General features: G+C 65.2%; 19 protein-coding genes. 13 read left to right on the top strand and 6 right to left on the bottom strand.

Annotated features, from left to right (window positions below; genetic code table 11):
• Positions 1-6: 6 nt before the first annotated feature.
• Together boxC and ISG32_RS05940 are read right to left on the bottom strand one after the other, a co-directional pair.
• Positions 7-1671, bottom strand: a complete 1665-nt coding sequence (boxC, locus tag ISG32_RS05945) for a 2,3-epoxybenzoyl-CoA dihydrolase (protein WP_194770080.1) — start codon at positions 1669-1671, stop codon at positions 7-9.
• Between the two features lie 234 nt (positions 1672-1905).
• Positions 1906-2823 (bottom strand): helix-turn-helix transcriptional regulator, encoded by a 918-nt coding sequence (locus ISG32_RS05940; protein WP_194770079.1) that lies wholly within the window; start codon positions 2821-2823, stop codon positions 1906-1908.
• Positions 2824-3095: 272 nt separating this feature from the next.
• Here ISG32_RS05940 and ISG32_RS05935 point away from each other — a divergent pair, with 272 nt between their 5' ends.
• From ISG32_RS05935 to ISG32_RS05910, 6 genes are all read left to right on the top strand, one after another.
• Positions 3096-4673 (top strand): benzoate-CoA ligase family protein, encoded by a 1578-nt coding sequence (locus tag ISG32_RS05935; RefSeq protein ID WP_194770441.1) that lies wholly within the window; start codon positions 3096-3098, stop codon positions 4671-4673.
• Positions 4674-4814: 141 nt separating this feature from the next.
• A complete protein-coding gene (locus ISG32_RS05930) occupies positions 4815-5993 on the top strand; it encodes an ABC transporter substrate-binding protein (protein ID WP_194770078.1) in 1179 nt (392 codons plus the stop codon).
• 67 nt (positions 5994-6060) lie between these two features.
• Entirely contained in the window at positions 6061-6933 is an 873-nt protein-coding gene (locus ISG32_RS05925; RefSeq protein WP_194770077.1) for a branched-chain amino acid ABC transporter permease, read from the top strand.
• A gap of 3 nt (positions 6934-6936) precedes the next feature.
• Positions 6937-7998 (top strand): branched-chain amino acid ABC transporter permease, encoded by a 1062-nt coding sequence (locus ISG32_RS05920; protein WP_228529613.1) that lies wholly within the window; start codon positions 6937-6939, stop codon positions 7996-7998.
• On the top strand, positions 7995-8762 hold the full coding sequence (locus tag ISG32_RS05915; RefSeq protein ID WP_194770076.1) for an ABC transporter ATP-binding protein: 768 nt from the start codon (positions 7995-7997) through the stop codon (positions 8760-8762). The genes ISG32_RS05920 and ISG32_RS05915 overlap by 4 nt, the downstream gene beginning before the upstream one ends.
• Before the next feature lie 19 nt (positions 8763-8781).
• Positions 8782-9483 (top strand): ABC transporter ATP-binding protein, encoded by a 702-nt coding sequence (locus ISG32_RS05910; protein ID WP_194770439.1) that lies wholly within the window; start codon positions 8782-8784, stop codon positions 9481-9483.
• Positions 9484-9487: 4 nt separating this feature from the next.
• Here ISG32_RS05910 and ISG32_RS05905 read toward each other — a convergent pair whose 3' ends face one another.
• The 3 genes from ISG32_RS05905 to ISG32_RS05895 are packed head-to-tail and all read right to left on the bottom strand — an operon-like array spanning position 9488 to position 12515.
• On the bottom strand, positions 9488-10597 hold the full coding sequence (locus ISG32_RS05905; protein WP_194770075.1) for an isopenicillin N synthase family dioxygenase: 1110 nt from the start codon (positions 10595-10597) through the stop codon (positions 9488-9490).
• Positions 10594-11955, bottom strand: coding sequence for an O-acetylhomoserine aminocarboxypropyltransferase/cysteine synthase family protein (locus ISG32_RS05900; RefSeq protein WP_194770074.1), 1362 nt, complete (start codon positions 11953-11955; stop codon positions 10594-10596). Before ISG32_RS05900 ends, ISG32_RS05905 begins: the two co-directional genes overlap by 4 nt.
• Positions 11952-12515: an OsmC family protein gene (locus ISG32_RS05895; protein ID WP_194770073.1), complete on the bottom strand. Its 564-nt coding sequence runs from the start codon at positions 12513-12515 to the stop codon at positions 11952-11954. Before ISG32_RS05895 ends, ISG32_RS05900 begins: the two co-directional genes overlap by 4 nt.
• 221 nt (positions 12516-12736) lie before the next feature.
• Between ISG32_RS05895 and ISG32_RS05890 the strand changes: the two genes are divergently transcribed.
• The 7 genes from ISG32_RS05890 (at position 12737) to ISG32_RS05860 (ending at position 19528) form a co-directional block, all read left to right on the top strand.
• On the top strand, positions 12737-13762 hold the full coding sequence (locus tag ISG32_RS05890) for an ABC transporter substrate-binding protein (RefSeq protein WP_194770072.1): 1026 nt from the start codon (positions 12737-12739) through the stop codon (positions 13760-13762).
• Positions 13759-14823, top strand: a complete 1065-nt coding sequence (locus tag ISG32_RS05885) for an ABC transporter permease (RefSeq protein WP_194770071.1) — start codon at positions 13759-13761, stop codon at positions 14821-14823. Before ISG32_RS05890 ends, ISG32_RS05885 begins: the two co-directional genes overlap by 4 nt.
• Positions 14817-15629, top strand: a complete 813-nt coding sequence (locus ISG32_RS05880) for an ABC transporter ATP-binding protein (RefSeq protein ID WP_194770070.1) — start codon at positions 14817-14819, stop codon at positions 15627-15629. Before ISG32_RS05885 ends, ISG32_RS05880 begins: the two co-directional genes overlap by 7 nt.
• Before the next feature lie 5 nt (positions 15630-15634).
• Entirely contained in the window at positions 15635-16810 is a 1176-nt protein-coding gene (locus ISG32_RS05875) for a c-type cytochrome (protein ID WP_323745896.1), read from the top strand.
• Positions 16811-16952: 142 nt separating this feature from the next.
• Complete coding sequence (locus ISG32_RS05870) at positions 16953-17780, top strand: MetQ/NlpA family ABC transporter substrate-binding protein (protein WP_194770437.1); 828 nt, start codon at positions 16953-16955, stop codon at positions 17778-17780.
• A gap of 10 nt (positions 17781-17790) precedes the next feature.
• A complete protein-coding gene (locus ISG32_RS05865) occupies positions 17791-18888 on the top strand; it encodes a methionine ABC transporter ATP-binding protein (protein WP_194770069.1) in 1098 nt (365 codons plus the stop codon).
• Positions 18872-19528: a methionine ABC transporter permease gene (locus tag ISG32_RS05860; protein WP_194770068.1), complete on the top strand. Its 657-nt coding sequence runs from the start codon at positions 18872-18874 to the stop codon at positions 19526-19528. The genes ISG32_RS05865 and ISG32_RS05860 overlap by 17 nt, the downstream gene beginning before the upstream one ends.
• 73 nt (positions 19529-19601) lie before the next feature.
• On the opposite strand, the gene ISG32_RS05855 is transcribed toward ISG32_RS05860, so the two are convergent.
• Positions 19602-20921, bottom strand: a complete 1320-nt coding sequence (locus ISG32_RS05855) for a tetratricopeptide repeat protein (RefSeq protein WP_194770067.1) — start codon at positions 20919-20921, stop codon at positions 19602-19604.
• Positions 20922-20998 lie beyond the last annotated feature (77 nt).

The raw sequence follows: 20998 nt of genomic DNA, 5'->3' as shown, positions 1-20998 counted from the left end.
TCAGACTCAGACTCGGTTGGGATCGAAGCCCGCCTTCTGGCCCGACCCGTAGAGCTTGAGCGCGCCCTTTTCGCCCACGGCATTGGGGCGGATGAAGATCCAGTTCTGCCATGCGGAGAGGCGACCGAACACGCGCGTGAGCATGTTCTCCTTGCCGTTGAAGCGCAGGTTGGCCTCGAGCCCCGTGAGTGCATCGGAGGACATCGCCGCGCGCTCTTCAATCGCGATGCGGATCTCGTCCTCCCAATCGATGTCGTCGAGCGCGGCGGTGACGAGGCCGAGCCTGAACGCATCGTCGCCATTGAGTGCGTCGCCGATGCTCGCATGAACGGCCTGGAGCGGTGCCTCTTCTTCATAGAAGCGGCGCTGCAGACGGCTTTGGTCATTCACCAAAGGAAGCAGCCCGAAATTGAATTCGTCCAGGCTGATCTTCGGCTCGCGGTCAGGCTCATCGGGCAGAACGGCCATGTAGGTACGGTCGGCCGCGAAGGCCAGTTCAGCCAGCATGCCGGCAAAGCACGAACCCGGCTCAACCAGCGCAAACAGTGAACGCGAAGACACATCGAGCCGCGCAAAGGTGCGGCGCAGCAGACCGATGGTCTCGCTCACCAGCCAGTGCTTCTTGTGCAGCAGCATCGATGCGCCATGCGCGAGCACGTTGGCCGCATCGCCTTGCGTTTTGAGAATCCAGGTGCCGATGTCAAGCTCATTGGTGCGCAGATGCAGGATCGCGTCATCCAGTTCGCGGCCCATGGCGAGCGGCCACCAGGCAGCCGCCTGTTTTTCGATGGCGTCGGCGGACGTTGGCGGCGTCGCCGTCGGTGCGTTCACCGTGATGGTCGCGGTGCGCTTGGTCCGGTCAATTTCCACGTGCACATGTGCGTAACGCAGGCTGCTGTCCGTCAGCTCGCGCTCCACGTGGGTGAGTTGGATGCCTTGCACGTTGGCGGGGCGCGAGCTGCCCGCAGCCAGCTTTTCCGCACGCTGTTTCACCGTGTCGGCAAACTGCGCGGGCTTGGCAATCGCGTCCACCAGACGCCAGTCCACCGCACGCTGGCCGCGCACGCCTTCCACGCTGGTGCAGAAGATGTCGGCCAGATCGTGGCGCACATGGCGCTTGTCGGTCACGCGCGTCAAGCCGCCGGTGCCGGGCAGCACACCGAGCAGCGGCACCTCGGGCAGCGAGACGGCGGACGAGCGGTCGTCGATCAGCACGATGTCGTCGCAGGCGAGAGCCAGCTCGTACCCACCGCCGGCGCAGGCGCCGTTGACGGCGGCGATGAACTTGAGGCCGTCGTGCTTGGAGCTGTCTTCCATGCCGTTGCGCGTCTCGTTGGTGAACTTGCAGAAATTCACCTTCCATGAATGTGACGAGACACCGAGCATGAAGATGTTCGCGCCCGAGCAGAAGATGCGGTCCTTGCCGCTGGTCACCACCACGGTGCGTACCTGGGGTTGCTCGAAGCGGATGCGGTTGAGCGCGTCGTGCAGCTCCACGTCCACGCCCAGATCGTAGCTGTTGAGCTTGAGCTTGTAGCCGGGGCGGATGCCACCGTCCTCGGCGATGTCGAGCTTGAGGCGCGCGATCTGACCGTCCACTTCAAACGACCAGTGGCGGTACTGCGAGGGCGCGGTGCGGTAGTCGACGATGGGGTGCTGCTGCAGGGACATGGGCTGCCTCGTGAGATGAATAATAATGCATCAAATCGGTCGCGATTGGCACAATTATGCAGCCTGTGATTTTTTGTGCACGCCAAAACATGCAATATGATGCAGTTTTTGCGGATTCCTAGGGAAAGCACGGACCGCCTCATGGCGGGGTGCATGAGGCGAAAAGGTGTTCAGGGCGCGATCCCGCTGCAGCGCCGGAGATCGCAGGCACGCTCCTGGAGCGTCAACACGCTCTTACGTCGCGACCAGCGATTTCAACCGCGCGAAGCTCTGCTCCAGCGTCTGGCCGCTGGTATCGAGCACATGGTCGGACTTGGCGTAGAACTCCTCGCGGCCGGCGAGGATGCGGCGCAGGTCTTCCATGGCTTCGGGGTTGGCGGCCATGGGGCGGGTGTCGCCCTGGGCGATCACGCGGCTCATGTGTTCCTCGGGCTGGGCCCGCACCCAGACGGTCGTGCAGTGCGACAGCAGCTCGTTGAAGGTGGCGGGGTCGGAGACGATGCCGCCGGGCGTGGCGATGACCACGTCGGCGTAGATCTGCACCGTTTCTTCGAGCGCGCGGCGTTCGTAGCGGCGGTAGCCGCTCACGCCATAGAGGTCGTAGATCTCGCGCACGCTGCAGCCGGCCAGGGTTTCGATTTCGCGGTTGAGCTCGATGAAGGGCACGCCGAGGTCGTCGGCCAGCATCTTGGCGAGCGTCGATTTGCCCGCGCCGCGCAGGCCGATGAGCGCGATGCGCGAGTGGCGGTGCTGATCGCCGCTTGGCGCGGTGCCCAGCAGTTCACCGGCGGCGACGCGCACGCGGCGCAGGTCGTCCTCGCTGCGGCCCTCGAGCAGTTCGCGGATCAGCAGCCATTCGGCGCTGGAGGTGGTGACGTCGCCGAGCAGCTCGGCCATGGAGCACTGCAGCGCCTGGGCGATCTGGTGCAGCACGAGGATGGAGACGTTGCCGGTGCCGTACTCGAGGTTGGCGAGGTGGCGTTCGGAAACCTCGGCGCTGACGGCCAGGCCGCGCCTGGTGAGGCCGCGCCGCGCGCGCAACTGGCGAACCCGCTCGCCCAGGGCCTGCAACACCTGATTCCTTGGGTCCGCGTCGGTGGGGCCGTCGTGCCCCGCGTCACCCGCTGCGCTGTCGGCGTGCATCTGCTCCATAAGACTTCCTGAAAGAAGGCATGAATGATAAACACTGGGTTGATCGTGTTTTGGCTCGGTGCTTTCGCGCCGGTGTGCTGCTGCACGACGTCATCCCAAGGGTAAATACGAATCATGCAATATAGTGCTTGACAGTGAATTCTATCCTAACTATCTTTGATCTATGCGCAACATAGTGCATATTCAGTGGGCGTGGAAGCAGTCAAATGCACGCAATCGCGCACCATCACAGATGACAGGAGAACCGAGCCATGCTGCAAGTCGTCAACCTCATGCCCGAGCGGCAGGCGGGGACCACGGCGGTGGATTTCGACCGGCCTTTCAACTTTGCGCGCCACCTGTTCGATGCCAACCGCGCCCGTGCCGACAAGGTGGCCTATGTTGACGACCACGGCACGCTGACCTACGGCCAGCTTGAGGATCAGGCGCGGCGCATGGCCCATGCGCTCGTGAGCAGCGGCGTGCACCGCGAGGAGCGGGTGCTGCTGCTGATGCAGGACATGCGCGAATGGGTGGTGAGCTTTCTTGGCGCCATGTATGCGGGCGTGGTGCCGGTGGCGGTGAACACGCTGCTCACCGCCGACGACTACGCCTACCTGCTGCAGAACTGCCGCGCGCAGGCGATTTTGACCAACGGTGCGCTGGTGCCCATGGTGCAGGAGGCGCTGAAGCGCGGCGAACATGAGGTGCAGCACATCTGGGTGGCGCGCTCGTGCGAGGCACACGGCATGCCGCACGGCTATCAGGATTTTGACAACTGGGTGGAGGTGCAGACGCCGCTCGCGCTGCCCGCCCGCACCATGGGCGACGATCCGGGTTTCTGGCTGTATTCGTCGGGCTCCACCGGCAAGCCCAAGGGCACGGTGCACACCCAGGCCAATCCGTACTGGACGGCGGAGCTCTACGGCAAGGCGATTCTCGGGCTCACCGAAGACGACATCTGCTTTTCCGCGGCCAAACTGTTTTTCGCTTACGGGCTCGGCAACGCCGTGACCTTTCCGCTGAGCGTGGGTGCGACGGTGGTGCTCATGGCCGAGCGGCCGACGCCGGTGGCCGTCTTCTCGCGCTGGGTGCAGCACCAGCCGACCGTGTTCTTCGGTGCGCCCACGGGGTTCGCGGGAATGATGGCGCATCCGGCGCTGCCCGGGCGCGATCAGGTCAGCCTGCGCATGTGCTCGTCGGCGGGGGAGGCGCTGCCCGCCGAGATCGCCCAGCGTTTCAAGGCGCATTTCGGCGCGGACATCGTCGATGGTCTGGGATCGACCGAGATGCTGCACATCTTTCTGTCCAACCGGCCCGATGACATTCGCTACGGCAGCACCGGCAAGCCCGTGCCGGGCTACGAGGTGGAGTTGCGTGGCGAGGACGGAAAGCCGGTGGCGGATGGCGAGATCGGAGAGCTCTTCATCAAGGGCCCGAGCACCGCGCTGATGTACTGGAACAACCGCAGCAAGACGCGCGACACCTTCCGCGGCGAGTGGCTCAAGAGCGGGGACAAGTACAGCCGCGACGCCGATGGCTACTACACCTACGCGGGCCGCAGCGACGACATGCTCAAGGTGAGCGGCATCTACGTCTCGCCGTTCGAGGTGGAGGCCACGTTGATGCAGCACCCGGCGGTGCTCGAGGCGGCGGTGGTCGGAAAGATCGACCAGGACGGACTCGTCAAGCCCAAGTCGTTCGTGGTCTGCAAACCCGGCAAGTTGGCGAGCGAGGAGGAACTCAAGGCCTTCGTGAAGGAGCGGCTTGCGCCCTACAAATATCCGCGCTTCATCGAGTTCGTGGCCGAGCTGCCCAAGACGGCGACGGGAAAGATCCAGCGCTTTCGCCTGCGCGAGCCCGCCACCTGAAGGCGCGCAAAGCGCAGCCCGGCCGAGCCAACAATTGCGTTGCTGCCGGTGCACGCTACGGGCATTCCCCACATCGTGATCGGCCAACACACGCGATCATCGGCATACAGATATTGACGCCAGAAAATGGAGACAACCCAAATGAAAAACGCATGGAATTTCAGGGGCGCGATGACGCTGGCATCGCTTGCCGCGCTGGCGGGAATGGGGGGCACCGCATTCGCGCAGGAGAAGATCAAGGTCGGCTTCATGCTGCCCGCCAGCGGCACCTTCGCTGCGCTGGGCGTGGCCATCGAGAACGGCTTTCGCATGTATGTGGGCGAGCAGGGCGGCAAGCTCGGCGGGCGCGAGATCGAGTATTTCAAGGTCGATGACGAATCCGATCCTTCCAAGGCGACCGACAACGTCAACCGCCTGATCAAGCGTGACAAGGTCGACGTGATCGTCGGCACGGTGCACTCGGGCGTGGCCATGGCGATGGCGCGCGCGGCCAAGGAAAGCAACACCATCCTCATCGTGCCGAACGCCGGAGCCGACGCGGTGACCGGGCCGATGTGCGGGCCGACGATCTTCCGTTCGTCCTTCAGCAACTGGCAGACCGCCTACCCGATGGGCGTGGTCGCCGCCAAGCAGGAGAACAAGAAGAACGCCATGACCATCACCTGGAAATACGCGGCCGGTGAAGAGGCGGTCGCGGGCTTCAAGGAAGGCTTCGAGAAGAACGGCGGCAAGGTCAACAAGCAGCTCACGCTGCCGTTCCCGAACGTGGAATTCCAGGCGCTGCTCACCGAGATAGCGGCGGCCAAGCCCGATGCGGTGTTCGCGTTCTTCGCGGGCGCGGGCGCGGTGAAGTTCGTCAAGGACTACCACGCGGCGGGCCTGTCCAAGACCATCCCGCTCTACGGCCCGGGCTTTCTCACCGACGGAACGCTCGACGCGCAGGGCGAGGCCGCTCAGGGCATGCTGACCACGCTGCACTACGCCGACGAACTGGGCACGGAGCGTGACAAGGTCTTCCGCACCAACTACGCCAAGGCCTACAAGCTCATGCCCGACGTCTATGCCGTGCAGGGCTATGACGCCGCGCAGATGCTGGCCGTGGGCCTGAAGGCGGCGGGTGGCGACGTGAACAAGAAGGACGTGTTCCGCGCGGCCGTTGAAAAAGCCACCATCGCGAGCCCGCGCGGCGACTTCACGCTGAGCAAGGCCCACAACCCGGTGCAGGACATCTATCTGCGCAAGGTCGATGGCAAGGAAAACAAGAAGCTCGGCGTGGCCGTGAAGGGACTGGCCGATCCGGCGCGCGGCTGCAAACTCTGAGCACTGTTTGAACATCGGCGCCCTGGCGCCGCTTTCTCATCGACACGACGACTGATTCGGGGCTGCCGTGGATCTTGCGACTTTTCTGGTGCAGTGCCTGAACTCGGTTCAGTACGGGATGCTGCTGTTTCTCCTGTCATCGGGGCTGACGCTGATCTTCGGCATCATGGGCGTGATCAATCTGGCCCACGGCAGCTTCTACATGATCGGCGCCTACATGGCGTTCGCGCTCGCGCCGTATCTGGGGCAGCACTTCATCACCATGCTGCTGGTCGGCGTGGTGCTCGCCGTGGTGCTGGGCTATCTGCTCGAATGGGCGTTCTTCAGCTTTCTGTATGAGCGAGACCATCTGCAGCAGGTGCTGATGACCTTCGGCCTGATTCTGGTGTTCGAGGAATTGCGCGCCATCCTCGTCGGCAACGACGTGCACGGCGTGCAGCCGCCCGAGTGGCTCAGCGGCAGCTTCTCGCTGCTCGGCATGATGAGCTACCCGTGGTATCGCGTGTTCGCGACGCTGGTCTGTCTGCTCGTCGCGGCCGCCATGTACTGGATGGTCAACCGCACGCGCCTCGGCATGATGGTGCGCGCGGGAGCAAGCAATCGCGACATGGTGCGCGGGCTCGGCATCGACATCAAGCGGCTGTACCGCATCGTCTTCGCGCTGGGCGTGGCGATGGCCGCGCTCGCGGGGATGATCGCCGCGCCGATGGCGTCGGTCTACCCGAACATGGGCTCGAGCGTGCTGATCATCTGCTTCGTGGTGGTGGTCATCGGCGGCATCGGCTCGATCACCGGGGCGCTCGTCGCCTCGCTGCTGGTCGGCTTCGTCGACACCTTCGGCAAGGTGTTTTTCCAGGAGCTCAGCGGCATGAGCATCTATCTGCTCATGGCCATCATCCTCGTGTGGCGGCCTGAAGGCCTCATGGGCAAGAGGAGCTGAGCCATGGCGACCAGCAACACGCCCCTGACCGAGCTGCAGTCGGCAGAACAAAGCTACGCCGATGCGCCGATGGTGACCGAGCAAAGCATGCCCGCCGCCGCGCGCAATGCCGAGCGCGGGCTGCGCGGCCTGATCTGGCCGATGGTCGTCGCGGTGATTCTCGCGGCGCTGGCTCCGGTGTGGTCTTCCTACCTTTCCGATCTGGTCGTGAAGATCATGATCCTCGCGATCTTCGCGCTGAGCCTGCAGCTGCTTGTGGGCGGCACGGGGCTGGTGAGCCTCGGCCACGCGGCGTTCTTCGGCATCGGCGCGTATGCGACGGTGCTCGCTTCGTCGCCCGAGGGCGGCAATTTTCTCGTGCTGCTGCTCGCCGCGATGGCGGCCAGCGGGCTCTCTGCGCTGTTCATCGGTGCATTCAGCCTGCGCACCAAGGGCGTCTACTTCATCATGGTGACGCTCGCGTTCGCGCAGCTGGCGTACTTCGTCTTTCACGACACTTCGGTGGGCGGCGGCAGCGACGGCATCTACCTCATGGTGCGCCCCGCCATCGGCGCGCTCGACATGGAGAGCAGCCGCACGCAGTACTACGTGGTGCTGTGCGCGCTGGTGCTGGTCTATCTGCTGCTCGCGCTGATCGCGCGCTCGCGCTTTGGCGCGGCGCTCGCGGGCATCCGCGTGAACGAGCAGCGCATGCGAGCGGCGGGATTCGCGACTTATTGGTACAAGCTCGCGGCGTTCGTGATCGCCGGTGTGTTCGCGGGCGTGGCGGGATTTCTGCTGGCCGCGCGCGATGGGGTGGTCAATCCCGAACTGCTGGCCTGGCACCACTCGGGCGAGGTGCTGCTGATGGTGATTCTGGGCGGCATCGGATCGCTGCGCGGTGCGGTGGTCGGCACCGTCACCTTCGTGCTGCTCAAGGAGCTGCTCGGCACCCACGCGCTGGTCGGCGGCGCTGCCGACCACTGGCAGCTCACGCTCGGCATCGCGATCATCGTGCTCGTGGCGCTGCTGCCCAAGGGCGTGATGGGGGTGGGCGAGCTGTTCAAGCGAAGGAGCCGCGCATGAGCGACGCATCCATGCCCAAGCTCGCGGTGCGCCACCTCACGCGCAGGTTCGGCGGACTCATCGCCGTCAACGAAGTGAATCTCGACCTGCATCCCGGTGAGGTGCATGCGGTCATCGGCACCAACGGCGCGGGCAAGTCCACGCTGATCAACATGCTGTCGGGCGAGATTGCCGCGAGCGGGGGCACGATCACGCTTGACGGCCGTGACATCACCCAGATGTCCCAGCCGCAGCGCGCACGCGCCGGCATCGGCCGCAGCTACCAGCGCACCACGATCTTCCCGGAGTTCAGCGTGCTGGAGAACTGCCGCCTCACCGCGCAGGCGCAGGCCCACCCGAGGCCGTGGCACATCTGGCAGTCCGCAAGCGGCTGCGCGCTGAGCAACGAGCGTGCAGAGGCCGCGCTGGCGCGCGCCGGACTCCTGCATTGGCGTCATGTGCAGGCGGGCCGCCTGAGCCACGGCGCCAAGCGGCAGCTCGAAGTGGCGATGTGCCTGTCCACCGAGCCCGAGGTGCTGCTGCTCGACGAGCCGCTTGCGGGCATGGGCGCGGAAGAAACCGAGCGCATGCTGGCGCTGCTGGGCGAGCTCAAGGCACACCACGCCGTGCTGCTGGTCGAGCACGACATGGATGCCGTGTTCCGCATCGCTGACCGCATCACGGTGATGGTCAACGGCAGCGTGGTCGCGAGCGGCACGCCCGATGCGATCCGCGTCGATCCCGTCGTGCGCACCGCCTATCTAGGGGAAGAGCAACATGGCTGAGGCAAGCGCGGACAGCGGCATGTTCCGCATCGAGGACCTGCATACCTACTACGGCGACAGCCACATCCTGCATGGCGTGAGCCTCGACATTCCGCGTGGCAAGGCTGTGGGTCTGCTCGGGCGCAACGGCATGGGCAAGACGACGCTGATCCGCACGCTCATGGGCTATGTGCGCGCGCGCAGCGGCAGCGTGCATTGCGACGGAAAACCGGTGACCGGCGCGCCGCCCGAGAAGATGGCGCGGCTGGGCATCGGCTATGTGCCCGAGGGGCGCGGCGTGTTCCCGAATCTCACGGTGAAGGAAAACCTGCTGATGAGCGCGCGCGCGGGTCTGAACGGCGAGCGGCACTGGACCTACGAGCGCGTGCTCGAGACCTTTCCGCGTTTGAAGGAACGCTGGAACAACGGCGGCAATCAGCTCTCGGGCGGCGAACAGCAGATGGTCTCGATCGGCCGCGCGCTGATGACCAACCCGCGCCTGATGATTCTGGACGAGGCCACCGAGGGCCTTGCGCCGCTGGTCGTTGCCGACATCTGGCGCGTGATCGCCGAGATCCGCGGCACCGGCATTTCCACGCTGATCGTGGACCGCGACTACCGCAAGGTGCTGGCCCACACGGACCGCGCGGTGGTCATGGAGAAGGGGCGACTGGTGGTTGCAGAGGACTCCGCGCAACTGCACGAGCAGCCGGAACGACTGGCTCAATTGCTCGGAGTCTGACCAGTCAGTATGCTGATGCCTGCAGCGGCCTGCCATGTGCCACCGCCTGGGCCTTGAGCAGCGCGAACTGCGCGGGATAGAAGCGCTCGGCCACGTCGAGGTGCGAACGGATGCGGCCCTTGAGCGCGTTGGTGCCGATGTGGCGGAACAGCGGATTGTCGGGATCGCTCTCGGGACCGGTGGCCTGCTCGGCGAGGGCCACGGGCAGCGTGAGCAGCGGCACGTCCTGCGCGTGCAGGCTCGGCGAGAAGAAGTAGGCGATGGAGTAGCGATCCGCGCCGTTGCCAGGCGAGACCACACGGTGTACGTTGGCGCGCAGATAGCCGTTGGTCGCGAGCTCCAGCATCTCGCCGATGTTGACGACGAAGGCATTCTCTCGCGGCGGCACGTCGATCCAGCCATTCGATCCCAGCACCTGCAGACCGCCCACATCGTCCTGCAGCAGCAGCGTGAGCAGGCCGCCGTCCTTGTGCGCGCCCACGCCCTGGTCGGACTGCCCCTGAGGCTGCCCGGGGTAGTGGATGATCTTGAGCCGATGGTTGCGCGGCGCGCCGATCAGCGCGTCGAGCGCATCGGGCGCCTGGCCAAGCGCGACGAGAAACGCGCGCAGCAGGCGCTCGGCCACGACACGCGTTTCGTCAAGCCAGTCGAGCACGGCGGGCTTCAACTCGGGCAGTTCATCGGGCCACTGGTTCGGCCCCTGCAGCCCCCACCAGACGGGATGTTCCGGGTCGCTCGAGGTGACCGCGGGCAGTTCCTCGCCGAAGTCGAGCTGCTCGCGCAGATCGGGCTTGAGCCGCGTGATCTCGCCGCCCACGCCGGTGTAGCCGCGAAAGTGCGGCGTGTTGCGGATGGCGATGCGGTCCTTGGCGTCGGCAGTCAGTTGGAAGGTCTCGCGCGTGAGGCGCTCGAGCGTGCGGATCCGCTGCACGTCGATGCCGTGACCTTCAAGATAGAAGAAGCCGGTGTCGCGGGCTATGCGTGCCAGTCGTTCGTGAAACGCCGCGTGCTCGCCTGGCGCGTCGAGTTCGGAGAGGTCGATGACCGGCAGCGCGGTCGCGGCGTCGTGGTCTTCAACGGGGGCTTGGGCAAGGGCCAATGCGGCTGCGCTCATGGGTGTTCCTCCAGTGCAAATGTTGGGGTAGTGAAGTGCGATGGTTCGGTGCGCGGGGCGTCGGCATGCAGCAGCGCTTGGCGCAGATCGGCGATCAGGTCCTCGGGATGCTCGATGCCCACTGAAAGTCGCACCAGTCCGGGCGCGATGCCAGCTTGCTGCAGCTCGTCGTCGGTGAGTAGGTGGTGCGTGGTTTCGGCGGGAATCGCGGCCAGTGATTTGCTGTCGCCGATGTTGACGAGGCGCTGGAACAGCGAGAGCGCGTCGTAGAAGCGGCGCGCTGCGTCGCGCCCGCCATGGAGTTCGAACGAGATCAGCCCCGGCACATGCCCGCCGCGCAGATAGCGCCGTGCGTGGATGTGGTCCGGATGGTGGGGCTGCGACACATGGCTCACGCGCGAGACCAGCGGGTGCTGCACCAGAAAGTCGAGCAGTTCGCGCGTGTTGCGGCTGATGCGATCAAGGCGCAGCGCGAGCGTCTCAAGCCCCTGCAGCAGCAGGAACGACGAGAGCGCTGCAAGCGATGCGCCGCTGTTGCGCAGCACCACGGTGCGCGTGCGCGCGACGAACGGAAACTCGGGGAATTTCTCGGTGATCACGAAGTGGTGGAACGCGGGCTCGGGTGTCGTGAACTGCGGATAGCGCTCGGGATGCGCGGCCCAGTCAAAGCGGCCACCGTCGACGATCACGCCGCCGATCACGTTGCCATGTCCGCCGATGTACTTGGTGGCCGAATGCACGACGATGTCGGCGCCGTGATCGAACGGGCGGATCAGCAGCGGTGTGGCGCTGGTGTTGTCCACGATGATCGCGATGCCGTGCGCATGTGCCTTGGCGGCGATGGTCGCGAGATCGGCGATGTTGCCGGAAGGGTTGGCGACCGACTCGACGAACACGGCCTTGGTCTGCGCCGTGAACGCCTGCTCGAGCCGCGCGAGTTCGCCGCGATGCACCAGCGTGCTCGTGATGCCGCGCGCCTTGAGCACATGGGCAATGAGGTTCTGCGTGCCGCCATAGAGCTGCGATGCGACGACCACATGGTCGCCCGCCTGTGCCAGCGTCGCGATCGCCATGTCGATGGACGCCATGCCGGACGCCACGGCCAGCGCGGCCGTACCGCCCTCGAGCTGCGCGATGCGCTCCTCCAGCACGGTCTGCGTGGGGTTGCCGGTGCGCGCGTAGATGTGGCCTTCCTCGACGAGGTCGAAGAGGTCGGCCCCCTGCTGCGCGTTCTCGAACAGATACGAAGTGCTCTGGTAGATCGGAACGGCTGCGCTGCGCTGGTGCTCGTGCCCGTTGTAGCCGGAGTGCAGCACGATGGTGTCCGCGTGCCACGGAGGGACTGTGGGCTCGCTCATGCCGCCACCGCTTGCGGTTCGGATTTCTTCTGCGAGGTGCTTGCGGTGCGCACGACGCGGCCTGCGATCCGCTGCGGATTGCGCAGCAGGTTGAGAATCGGGCAGTTGCGCTCGACGGCCTCGAACAGCTCGGCGAGGCGCTCGTCGCTGGCCGTCGTTTCCACCTGCACTTCGTAGGCGATGTCGTGCGGCCAGATCGGTGTGGCTTCGTGGCCAGGATGACCGGCGCGCGGATCGATGCGGCCCTGCACCTTCACTTCAAGGTGTTCGAGGGGCACTTGCAGCTTGGCCGCCTGGATCTCGAAGATGTGGGTGACGCAGGTGCCGAGCACGCCGAGCTGCAGCTCGGGAGAGGAGGGGCCGAGGTTGAAGCCCGCGAAATCGTACGGACTGTCGCTGATGATCTGGTGCTCGCGGATGCGCAGACGGCGCACTCCGCTGCGTCCCTCGGCGGTGACATGGGCCTGCAGCGTGTGCGCCTGCTCCGCTCCCTTCGCGATGCGTTCGTCGCGCGCCAGCACGGCGCTGCGTTTGTGTGTGAGGTAGTCGTTGAGGCTCATGAGGTGCTCCGTTGTTGGTGTGTTGGAGTTGCTGATGAGCGCATCGTGAACGTGCCCGAAAGCGCTGCCTACGAAGCTTTTTGCAGATGCATATGCACTGCGTGGCGACTCCCGTGCGGCGTGGATTGCGCATATCGATACGCGGAATTCTTTGTTGGAAAAGCCGTCTCGCCTGCCTATCGTTCAGCCCATCGATCAACGAACGAACAGGGAGTTTTCTCATGAACGAATTGGGTCCAGTGGGTGTGCTCGATGGTCTGAGCCGCCGTCAGTTTCTCGCCAGTGCCGCGGTCGCCGGCACCGCCGCCACAGCGGCGTTTGCTCCGCTTCCGGTGCTGTCGCAGCCGCGCAAGATCACGTTTGCCTGGAGCCAGGCGAGCTTCTGCCAGGTGCCGGTGCCGATCGCTCTGGAACGCGGCTTCTTTGAACAGAACGGCCTGCAGGTCGAGGTGCTGAACTGGGGCGGCGCGGCCGACCAGTTGCTGGAGGCGCTCGCGACCGGCAAGGCCGAGGTCGGAGTGGGCCTGATCCACCGCTGGGTCAAGCCGCTAGAAGCCGGGCTCGACGTGAAGCTGGTGGGCAGCGTGCACGGTGGCTGCCTGCGGCTGGTCGGCGTGAATGCGGCGGGCGTCACGCAGGACGTGAAGACGCTCAAGGGCAAGGTGATCGGCGTGGCCGACCTGAACGCTCCGGCCAAGCAGTTCTACAGCATTCATCTGGCGAAGAAGGGGCTCGATGTGGAGAAGGATGTCGAGTGGCGCGTCTATCCGGCCGACCTGCTGGATGTGGCGGTGAAGAAGGGCGAGGTGCACGCGATTGCGGATGGTGACCCGAATCTCTATCTCATCGAGAAGCGCAACCCCGGCGTTTTCACCGAGCTTGGGAACAGCGCCAAGGGCGAGTACGCCGAGAAGATCTGCTGCGTGCTGGGCGCGGGAGGCAAGTTTGCGCGCGGGGACAAAAAGCACGTCGCAGGCGTGGTGCGCGCACTGGCTCAGGCCTCGCGATACGTGGCCGAAAACCCCAACGAATCGGCGCGCATCTTCGCCAAGTACACGCCCAAGTTCGAGGTCGACGATCTGCAGAAGCTGCTGGCCGAGCTGACCTACAAGCACCATCCCGCAGGCGGCAATCTGCGCGACGAGGTGCGTGACTTCGCGGCCGATTTCCGTACTGCCGGGATTCTCAAGAAGAGCACCGATCCCGTGCGCTTTGCCAACCATGTTTCTCTGGATGTACTGTCATGAGCAGCCTGCCCATTTCTCTCACCGCACCGGGCGCAGCGACGCCGGTGCACAAGCCGTCATCATCCGCACAGACCAGAACCAAGGACGTGCGCACCGCTGCGCGATTCGCTTTCTGGAAGCAGGGGGCATGGGCCGCGCTCGCGTGGTTCGGGCTCGCGGCGCTGACCGCGTTCTGGCCCAACAAGGAGATCGGTTTCAGCGACTGGGCCTACACGCAGGAGTTCGCCATTGCGGCGGCGGCCGTCGCGGTGCTGTTGCTGGCGATCTCGCTGGCGGGCGAGCGGCTTGGTGGCTTCTTTCAGAAGCTCAGGCCCGCCGGTCCGTGGCTCATCGCCGGTGCAGGGCTGCTTGCGCTCTGGCAGGTGCTGACCGCCAAGACCGGCACGCTGCCGCCGCCGTTCTTCGCGCCGCCCCAAAGCCTGTTTGAGGTGTTCATCGACGACGCGAGCCGGCTGGGCTTGTCGATTGCGCATTCGCTGCGTCTGCTGGTCAACGGAATCGCCATTGGTGCGGTGGTTGGCTTCGTGACGGGCGTGTGGGTGGGCTGGTCGCGCATCGCGGGCTACTGGGTGCATCCGCTGCTGCGTTTTTTGGGACCGGTTCCCGCGTCGGCGCTGCTGCCGCTGGCGTTCTTCTTCGCGCCGTCGAGCTACAGCGCCGCGGTGTTTCTGATCGCGCTGGCCACGTTCTTCCCGGTCGCGGTGCTGACCTGGTCGGGTGTCGCCAACGTGAACAAGAGCTACTACGACGTGGCGCGCACGCTTGGAGCGTCGAGTTGGTTTCTGGTGCTGCGCGTCGCCATTCCGGCCGCGCTGCCACAGGTCTTCGTCGGCCTTTTCATGGGCCTTGGTGCGGCGTTCTCGGTGCTGATCACCGCGGAGATGATGGGCGTGAAGGCGGGCCTTGGCTGGTATCTGCAGTGGGCCCAGGGCTGGGCGGCCTACGCCAACATGTACGGCGCGCTGCTGGTGATGGCGGTGCTGTGCTCCGGGCTGATCACGCTGCTGTTCGCCCTGCGTGACCGTGTGCTGGTCTGGCAGAAAGGAACCGTGAAATGGTGAATTCAGCACAAGCAGTGAGTGATGCGGTCATTGATGCGCCGGTGACGGAGCGCGGTGCCGGGATCGACATTGAGCATGTGAGTCACAGCTTTGCGCAGAAGCAGGGCGCGCTGGCGGTGCTCGACGATGTGAGCCTTGCGGTGAAGCCCGGCGAGTTCGTTGCGCTGCTCGGGCCGAGCGGCTGTGGCAAGTCCACGCTGCTGCGTCTGGTCGCGGGCCTGGAGGAGCCTACGCAGGGCCGCATCACGCAGGACGGCAAGGAGATCGACCAGCCCGATCCTTCGCGCATCGTGGTGTTTCAGGACCCCACGCTGTTCCCGTGGCGCACGGTGCGCGACAACGTGGCGCTCGGGCTGCAGGCGCGCAAGGTCATCAAGGACCAGCATGCGCGCATCGACGAGGCGCTCGAGCTGGTGGGGCTGACGGAGTTCGCGAACAGCTACCCGCATCAACTCTCGGGCGGCATGGCGCAGCGCGCGGCTCTGGCGCGTGCGCTGGTGAACGACCCGCAATTGCTGATCCTCGATGAGCCGCTTGGCAAGCTCGATTCGCTCACGCGATTGTCGATGCAAAGCGAGCTGCTCAAGCTCTGGCAACGTGCGGGCTTCTCGGTACTGCTGGTCACGCATGACGTGGAGGAGGCGCTGTTTCTGGCGAACCGCGTGATCGTCTTCTCGCCACGTCCTGCGCGTGCGGTGGCCGAGCTGCATGTCGATCTTCCGTATCCGCGTCACCGCGCGCAGTCGCGTTTTGTCGAGCTGCGGCAGCAGGCGCTCTCTCATCTGGGTTTGCCGGACACGCTTTGAATGATGTGACGAACAGCGCCATCTGGCTCGAATGGCTGCTGGAGGGAATGCATCGCGTCCAGTGGGCGCTGCTGCGCGCGATGCATGGGCTGGGCCTTGTCGGCGATGTGGACGGACAGGCCGCGTGGCCTTGGGGCTGGAGATTGGCAGGCGAGAATCTGCTGATCGACCAGGCCGAGGCGCGGCGGTTCGCGATCAGTCTGCTGGTGCTTGCTGGCGTGATGCTGCTGTTGTTCGCAGCGATCTGGTGGCGCAGGGGGCGGCCTTGGTTGTGGGGTGCGAGTGCATTGGCGCTCGTGCTTGCGCCCTGGCCCTCTGCAGCCGTGTTGTTCACGCATGCGCATCCCACGAGTTTTCATGCGGCCTCCGAGCCCCTCACGGATCACGCGATTGCAAGCGGCGCGCGGCTCTATGCGGCGCAGTGCGTGCAATGCCATGGCGCGGATGGCAAGGGGCAGGGGACTTTGGCGGCGGTGCAGCCTGTCTGGCCGCCGAACTTCGCGAGCCCGCTGCTGTGGCGACGCGCCGACGGCGATCTGCTCTGGGCCGTGCGTCACGGCGTTCAGGGTCGTGATGGTCGGCAGACGATGACCGGCTTCGGCGAATCTTTGAGCCTGCGCGAGACCTGGGAGCTGCTGCACTATCTGCGCGCGCTGGCTGCGGGCGAGCTGTTGCGCGCGACCGGCAACTGGTCGCAGCCCGTGCGGCTGCCTGACATGGCACTGCGCTGCCATGACGCGGGCAAGCGGCGGCTTGGTGACTTTCAAGCGCAGCGCGTTCTGCTGACGACCACCGATCCACAGAAGCTGCTGCCTGATCCACGTGCGCTGACCGTGTGGCTGCCTGCGCGATCTTCCGCTTCCGCACCGCCGGATTCCGTCGACTGCGTGGTCACTTCGGTGATGGATGCGCGCGAGGCGGTGGCGCTCATCAACGGCCATGCGACGCTGGACGAAACCCAGTGGCTGACCGACCGCAGCGGCTGGCTGCGCGCACGCAATGCGCGCGGAGCGGCGGCATGGAGCGACGACGATCTGCTGTGCAAGTCACCGCTCGCGGATCAGACGACAACTGCGGGAGCAGCAGCGGGAGCAGTGGCGGGAGATGACCAGCTCACCCGCATCATCCGGAGCCTGGATGCGGAGCCCGTGCGCTTCGTGAAGGGCGGTCGTGTGCATTGAAAAGCATGCGGAAATCGGGGTCGAACGCGCCAACAAAAGTCATGTGCTTAGCTGAAAAGCTTCGTTGTTCTACCGGTGCCCTGCTATGGATACTGGGTTCATCTCAACGGATTTTCAGCACGCAAAGGCAGCACACATCATGATGAACAAACGCGAATTTCTCCGCACATCCGGTGCAGCATGGATGGCATCGGCAACGGTCGGCATGTGGGGCGCCACTGCTGCGCAGGCAGCGACACCTTCGGTGATCCGCGTGGGAGTGCGCGGCGGGGTGGACGAAGAAATCTGGGAGGTCGTCACGCAGGTGGCCAAGGAGCGCGGTCTGGCCGTGAAGGCGGTGGTGCTCAGCGGTTCGGTCAGTCCCAACGAGGGCGTGAACAACGGCGATCTCGAGGCCAACTCGTTCCAGCATGTGCCGTTCCTGCGCGACCAGAATCAGCAGCGCGGCTACAAGCTGGTGTCGGCTGGCGATACCTACATTTCGCCGATTGCGTTCTATTCGAAGAAGTACAAGAAGCTCGCCGACCTTCCGGCAGGCGCGCGCGTGGGCATTCCCAATGACCCGAGCAACCAGACGCGCGCGCTTGTCGTGCTGCGCGATCAGGGAGTGCTCGATCTGCGCGATGGCTTTGATCCGTTCACCGGCACAGCTACGCTGGCCGACGTGAAGAAGCTGCACCAGAAGGTCGAGCTGGTGGAGGTCGCATCCGTGGTGCTTGCGCGCTCGCTTGACGATCTGGCGACCGCCGCCATCGTCAACAGCTTTGCATATCAGGCGGGTCTGGTCGCGACGCGCGACGGCATCGCGGTGGAAAAGCGCGAGCGCAATCCCTATGTGAACCTCATCGCCGTGCGCGCCGAAAACCGGGATGCGCCGTGGACCAGGGCGCTGGTGGGTGCCTACCAGTCCGAGCCGGTGCGCAAGTTCATCGAGACCAAGTACCAGGGCTCGGTGATTCCCGCGTTCTGAGGAGCAGGCGATGACCCGACTTCCCCCGCAGGTGCAGCTCGAGCCGCACATCGTCTTTGAAGACGTCGGCAAGTCCTTTGGCGGCGAGGCGGGCGATGTGCACGCGCTGTCTGCAGTGAGCTTCGATGTGCGCTGGGGCGAGGTCTTCGGCATCATCGGTCGCAGCGGCGCGGGCAAGTCGACGCTGCTGCGCACCATCAACGCGCTGGAGTGGCCGACGCGCGGCAGCGTGCGCATTCATGGCGTGAATCCGGCGCAGCTTGACGAGAACGGGCTGGTCGCGCTGCGTCGCAAGATCGGAATGATCTTCCAGCACTTCAACCTGTTGTCCGCCAAGACCGTGCGAGAGAACATCGGCCTGCCGCTGCTCGTGGCCGGAGCGCGGCCCGCGCAGATCCATCAACGGGTGCTGCAGCTGCTCGATCTGGTGGGGCTGGTGGACAAGGCGGATGCGTATCCGGCCCAGCTCTCGGGCGGGCAGAAGCAGCGCGTCGGCATCGCGCGTGCGCTGGTGCATTCGCCCGAAGTGCTGCTCTGTGACGAGGCCACGTCGGCGCTCGACCCCGAGACCACGCAATCGATTCTGGCGCTGCTGCGGGACATCAACCGGCAACTGGGCCTGACCATCGTGCTCATCACGCACGACATGGCCGTGATCCGCGCGATCTGCGATCGGGTGATGGTGCTGGACCAAGGCAGCGTGCAGGAGGTCGGCGACGTGTGGAAGGTGTTCGGCGCGCCCGGGTCCCACGCCAGCCGCGCGCTGCTCTCGCCGCTCCGGCAGGACATTCCGCAGGACCTCGCGCAACGTCTGCAGCCTGCGCCTTCGGCCGGCATGTCGCGTGCCGTATTGAGCCTGCGATATGAAGGGGCGCATCAGCGGCAGGGGGTCTCCTTGCAGGCGCTTTCCGCGCTGGGCTCCGATGTGACGCTGCTGCATGGCGGAATCGACAGGCTGAGCGGGCATTCTCTGGGACAGGTGCTGGTGTCCGTTCCTGCGGCGACGTTGTTGTCGTCGTCTTCGTCTTCGTCGTCTTCGCTCGAGCCGCTGCGCGTGGCGACGGGCGCCGATCATCTGGAGGTGCTGGGCTATGTCGGCTCCCATTGAGAAATATCTGCAGGCTCTGGGTGAGACGCTGGTCATGGTGGGCGTCTCGTCGGTCATCGCCATCGGCGTGGGGCTGGCGCTGGCCGTGGTGCTGACGCTCACCGGCCCGCGCGGCCTGTATGCGCGGCCGCGTGTCCACAAGGGACTGTCACTCGCGGTGAATCTGTTTCGCGCGGTGCCGTTCATCATCCTGCTCGTTGCGCTGCTGCCGTTCACCCGCCTGCTGATGGGCACGACGCTCGGGACCTGGGCGGCCATCGTTCCGCTGTCGATCAACCTGATTCCGTTCTTTGCGCGCATCGCGCAGGTCAGCCTCAATGACGTGGACAGCGGTCTGGTGGAGGCCGCGCGCGCCATGGGCTGCAAGCGCTGGCACATCGTGCGCCACGTGCTGCTGCCCGAGGCGCTGCCGGGCATCATCGGAGGCATGACGGTCACCGTGATCGCGATGATCAACGCATCGGCCATGGCGGGTGCGGTGGGTGCGGGCGGACTCGGCGATCTGGCCATCCGCTACGGCTACGAGCGATACGAGACGCGCGTGATGTTCGAGGTGATCGTCGTGCTGGTGGCGCTGGTGTCGGCGCTGCAGCTGGGAGGGGAGTGGATCGCCCGGCGGGTGAATCACCGGCACGGCTGAGCGGGGGCTCCATCCAAAGAAAAACGGCGCGTGGGAAACGCGCCGTTTTGGGTTCATCGCACTGGTGCGGTGATCAGGCGGCTGCCTTGCGCGCGGTGACGAGGAAGCCATTGACCGGGCCACCCGCTTCGTCACGCAGGACGAGGTCCTCGATCTGCACGTCGGCAAAACCGGCCTGTTTGCACAGCGCCAGAACGTGGCTGCGCTTGTGCGCATAGCGGCCCGAGGGTTGCAGGACCAGATCGGGGCCGTCTTCGGGGGCGATCTCGCACGAGAAGTACAGGTCGCCTGCGGGCATCAGGATGCGATGGGCGTTGGGCACGGTGGCCGTCAGGTCGCCGGTGTAGATGAACACGTCGAGCGCGGTGATGACTTCATAGATGTCGCCGGGAGTCTCGCGCAGGGCGTCCAGCATGTTGACCGTATGGAAGCGATCGTAGACTTCGTGGCGCGCCGCTTGCTCGATCATCTTGGTGGAGATGTCCACACCGATCAGGAAACCGTCGAGACGGCCGAGGCACACGCCCAGCAGGCCGGTGCCGCAGCCCAGATCCAGCACGCTCAGTGACTTGGTCGGGAAGCGCTGGATGATCTTCTCTGCGACGATCTTGGGCAGCTGGTAGTGCAGGCCGCGCACCACGGCCTGATCGTAGCCTTCGGCCATGCTGTCGAACAGCATGCGGTTGAGTTCCGGCGGCTGATGGTCCGGCGTCACGCCGTGGGCGATCGCGCTGTAGTAGGCGTAGATCGTGTTGCCCGGCGAAAGCTCGAGCAGCGTGGTGGTGTCGCTGGTGGCGGCGGAGGGCTTTCCGCCTTCGATCAGCGTCGTGACCCGACCGAGCAGGGCCATCTCGTCCTTTGGGTTGTCTTCAATGAGGCTGCTCCAGACCTCGAGCGCTTCGGCGCGTTGGCCGGTGACCTGCAGGTCGTTGGCCAGTACCCGGCGCAGCTGCACGTCCTTGGGCAGGTAGGTCAGGCCGCGTCGGATTTCGCGAATGGCCAGCTCCATGTTGCCGGCGGCGTGGGCAAAGTCCACCAGGTGGGCGAGCACCAGCGCATTGTTCGGCTCACGTCTGGCGAGGCGCTCGGCGTGCTTGATGGCCTTGTCATACATGCCGCGGCGCGAGTACAGCAGCGCGAGTTGAAGTTCACCCGGTGTCCAGTTGGGGTCGGCGGCCACGCTGCGGCGCAGCGCATCGAAGGCGGCGGGAATGTTGCCGGATTTCTCGGCCATCAGGCCCGCGAGCATGAACACGCGGGCGTCGTTGGGCCACAGCTTCTGGCATTCGTTGAGCGTCTGCGCGGCTTCGTGCAGTTCGTTCTTTTCAATCTGCTGGGTTGCCGTTTCCAGCAGTTTGCGAATCGGATCGTAGGATGTGGCAGTAGCGCTCATAAAACTTCATACGGCCAGATCAGTCTGGCAAAAGGTCACTTTCGGAGTGACGGGGCCGGATCACCGGCGCTGAACTC

The sequence above is a fragment of the Diaphorobacter caeni genome (assembly GCF_015354245.1).
Taxonomy (GTDB): domain Bacteria; phylum Pseudomonadota; class Gammaproteobacteria; order Burkholderiales; family Burkholderiaceae_C; genus Diaphorobacter_A; species Diaphorobacter_A caeni.
Note: the sequence above shows the minus strand (reverse complement) of the source record. Positions and strands in the feature narration are given on the sequence as shown.